The organism is Pseudorhodobacter sp., assembly GCF_030452865.1.
Taxonomy (GTDB): Bacteria; Pseudomonadota; Alphaproteobacteria; order Rhodobacterales; family Rhodobacteraceae; genus Pseudorhodobacter.
This window is the reverse complement of sequence record NZ_JAKDLJ010000408.1, coordinates 1-3143: the sequence shown is the minus strand read 5'-3', so window position 1 is coordinate 3143 and position 3143 is coordinate 1. Positions and strand designations below refer to the sequence as shown.

The following is a 3143-nucleotide window of genomic DNA, read 5'->3' as shown; positions in this document are numbered from 1 at the left end:
TTTCCTGCACCAGCCGGATGGAGGGCAGCGATTGCATCGTGACCTGACGGGTCAGTTTCAGGTCATGCACGCGGCGTTCCAGATCATCACGCGCGGAACGCAGATCCCGCAATTCCTGCGCTTTCATCACCTGCTTTTCTTCGGCGGCGGCTTTGACCTCCGCCTCCTTTGCCGGGATGTCCTTGGCATCAAGCACCTTCAGCTTTGCTTCACCCGCCGCGATGTAAAGTGCCAACTCGTTGTAGAAATCCAGAGTTTTGGAATAGAGAACATCAAGCGATTTGATATCCTTCAGCAGCGTATGCTGATGCTGATCGAGGGTTGAGGTGATGTTGTCGATCTGGCCCTGTACATCCTCATATTTCGCAACGAAGTTGGAAAAGGGCGCGGCGCGGCCCAGCAGTCTTTCCCACCAGGTTCGTTTGCGGCGGACATCGAGTTCCGAGACCGAAAAGCCGCGAATGGTCGAAACCATCTTGCGCAGGCTGTCACCTGCCGGGCCAACATCCTTGTTCTTCACATCCGCCAGCATGGATTGGCTGATCACCTGCAATTCCGACTGCGCCGACGACCCGAAGGAGATGATCGACTGGGTGTTCGTCATGTCAATCTCAGCCATGCGCTTCTCAATCTCGGAAGATTGGGCCGGAGTGGCAGCTTCCAGCGGGATGACATCGCGGCCCGGTTCCGGCAGAATGGTTGCGGTGATTTCCTGAACCTGAGCCAAGGCGGCAGCGGCGCTTTGTTGGGTGGCAGTTTCCATGTGTTCTCTCACTCTGTTCAGCTTGAAGGGCGTGGGTTAACGATTTTCAAAGCGCAGGCGTTCCCGCAAGACTTCGATCTCGACATTCAGATCGCTGTGGTTATCGGACAAAAGGGCGGTTGTGCGGCTGGCGAAATTGGTTTCCAGATCGGTCAGCAGCGATTCGTAATCCGCCCGTACCTTGGGATCCGGATTTTGGGTATAGAGATCAACGAATTTCACCGTCGCATCGCGCGCGCCCTGTAGGTAGATGCCCAGATATTTGCGCGCGGCAGTCAGATCGCGCGGATCGTTTTCAACGGTGCGGAACAATTGCCGGGCGGTGGTGGCAAAGTGATCCACCCGCGCCTCCAACTTGCGGTCCCGCGCCCGCAGGATCGCATCGCGCATCGCGGCCAATTGCGATTCCCCCGCATCTACCGCTTTCGCAACGCGGTCGGTCTGGAACGAATCCATCCCCTCGACACCTTTGTCCGCCAGTGGATCGAACCCAAAAGCGCCAATGTGCAGGAACGCGCCGATGGTGGCGATAATCGTCGAAATGATTGTCGTCTGGCCGGCCATCAACATGCCAACGCCCAATCCGCCGCCGATCAACATTGCGCCAAGCGTTTTGCGCGGCAAGGCAGGACGGCGCGCGACGCGGCGCGCGTCATAGGCTTCCTGTGCGAACAAGCCCTGACGCGTCATCCAGGCACCCCCCAACATCAGGGCAAAGGCCAGCAAGCCGTAGATCAACGCAGTGGGATCGCCCTGAAACGCCTTCCACGCAAAAGGAAACGGCAGGAAAAACAGAAGGTTGGATTTGAAACCTGCCTTGGTGCGGCGTTTGCCGTCAAACGGATTCGGCGGTGGGGTGGGACCAGAGGTCGTGCCATCCGGGCTGTATTTGCCCCCGAAACGCTGCGCCATTCAATGCACCTCCAGCGTGGCAACATAAACCGTCAGAGCGACCAAAAGGCCAAAAGAAAGAGATTCCAGGCTGAAGGGACTGCTTGGCCTTTCAACCGGCTGAGCGGCCACTGCGGGTTTTGCACTGCGCAGCCTTGCGATGACAAAAAAGATCAGTGCGAACGGCAACAACAGCACGATCACCCTGAGCGCAAATCCGATCATCTGTCAGCCTCCGGCGCTTGAAACAATTGGGGGCATCGTGTTTGCCACCGCCCCGTTCGAGAAAGTAACTATAAGGATGCGCAACCCCGCTTGCCAGTGCGCAGAGCGGGGAATGGCTTGCTTTATTCCCCTTTCGGCGGTCGCTGCCGGCTTCGCGGCGATGTCGCGGGCGCGGCACGGGTGCGCGATGGGGACCGGGTGCCGGATTTTGCACCGGAAACTGCGCCAGCCTTTGGTTTTGCGATGCGCGGGCCTGATGGGCGGGCGCGGGGTTTGGGGGCGACGGTATCCTCTGGCGTCTCACGCTGGCCCAATTGATCGCGCAACACGCGGCCTTTCACTTCTGTCACCTCGCCGGGTGTCAGTTCACCCAGGCGGAACGGACCATAGCTGACGCGGATCAAGCGATTCACCGTGAGGTTGATCGCTGCCATTGCGCGGCGCACCTCGCGGTTCTTGCCTTCGCGCAGTCCCACGGTCAGCCAGGCATTCGCGCCCTGGATCCGGTCAAGTACGACGATCATCGGCTGGAATTTTTCACCCTCGATGGTGATGCCGCGGCGCAGTGGTTCAAGATCCGGATCGGTCGGGTTGCCGTTAACGCGGACGCGGTATTTCCGTAGCCAGCCGGTCGACGGCAGTTCCAGCGTGCGTTTGAGCCCGCCGTCATTGGTCAGCAAGAGCAACCCTTCGGAGTTGAGGTCAAGCCGACCGACTGTCATCACCCGTGGCAGATCCGCGGGCAGATGATCGAAAATGGTGTCACGGCCCTTTTCGTCATTGTTGGAGGTGACCAGCCCGTCGGGTTTATAATAGAGCCAAAGCCGAGCGGGTTCGGGTTGGCCGATGGGTTGGCCGTCAACAGTGATCCGGTCGCGGTCAGTGACATTCAGCGCCGGGCTGTCGATGGTCTTGCCGTTGACCGCGACCTGACCGAGCTGGATCATCCGCTCCGCCTCGCGCCGGGAGGCGACGCCCGCGCGGGACAGAACTTTGGCGATACGATCGCCTGCGGGTGCGCCTGTGGTTTGGCTGGGGGTTTTCGCGGGATTTGTCATCGGATCAGCCTTATTGGCGACGTCATCGCGACGTGGCAAGCGCCGGGGGCTGTCTGCCCCCGGAACCCCCGAGGATATTTGACCAGAGAAGACGGGGCAAGAGGGGATTGAACTTTCGATCTTGGCGCGGCAAGGCTGGGGGATGGTCGGGTTTACCTCATATATGGAGTTGGCGCTGGAGGAAGCGCGGGCGGCATCGCGGCGGG

The 3143-nt window shown here is 59.8% G+C and carries 4 protein-coding genes; all 4 read right to left on the bottom strand.

What is annotated here, in order from left to right:
* Positions 1 to 763, bottom strand: a 763-nt coding sequence (locus tag L0H65_RS17180) for a toxic anion resistance protein (protein WP_301460446.1), incomplete at its 3' end; no start/stop codon positions are given.
* Positions 764 to 799: 36 nt separating this feature from the next.
* On the bottom strand, positions 800 to 1675 hold the full coding sequence (locus tag L0H65_RS17175; protein WP_301460445.1) for a 5-bromo-4-chloroindolyl phosphate hydrolysis family protein: 876 nt from the start codon (positions 1673 to 1675) through the stop codon (positions 800 to 802).
* Positions 1676 to 1879 carry a hypothetical protein gene (locus L0H65_RS17170; protein WP_301460444.1) on the bottom strand — a complete coding sequence of 68 codons (204 nt, stop codon included), beginning with the start codon at positions 1877 to 1879 and terminating at the stop codon, positions 1676 to 1678.
* A gap of 122 nt (positions 1880 to 2001) precedes the next feature.
* Entirely contained in the window at positions 2002 to 2937 is a 936-nt protein-coding gene (locus tag L0H65_RS17165) for a pseudouridine synthase (RefSeq protein WP_301460447.1), read from the bottom strand.
* Positions 2938 to 3143 lie beyond the last annotated feature (206 nt).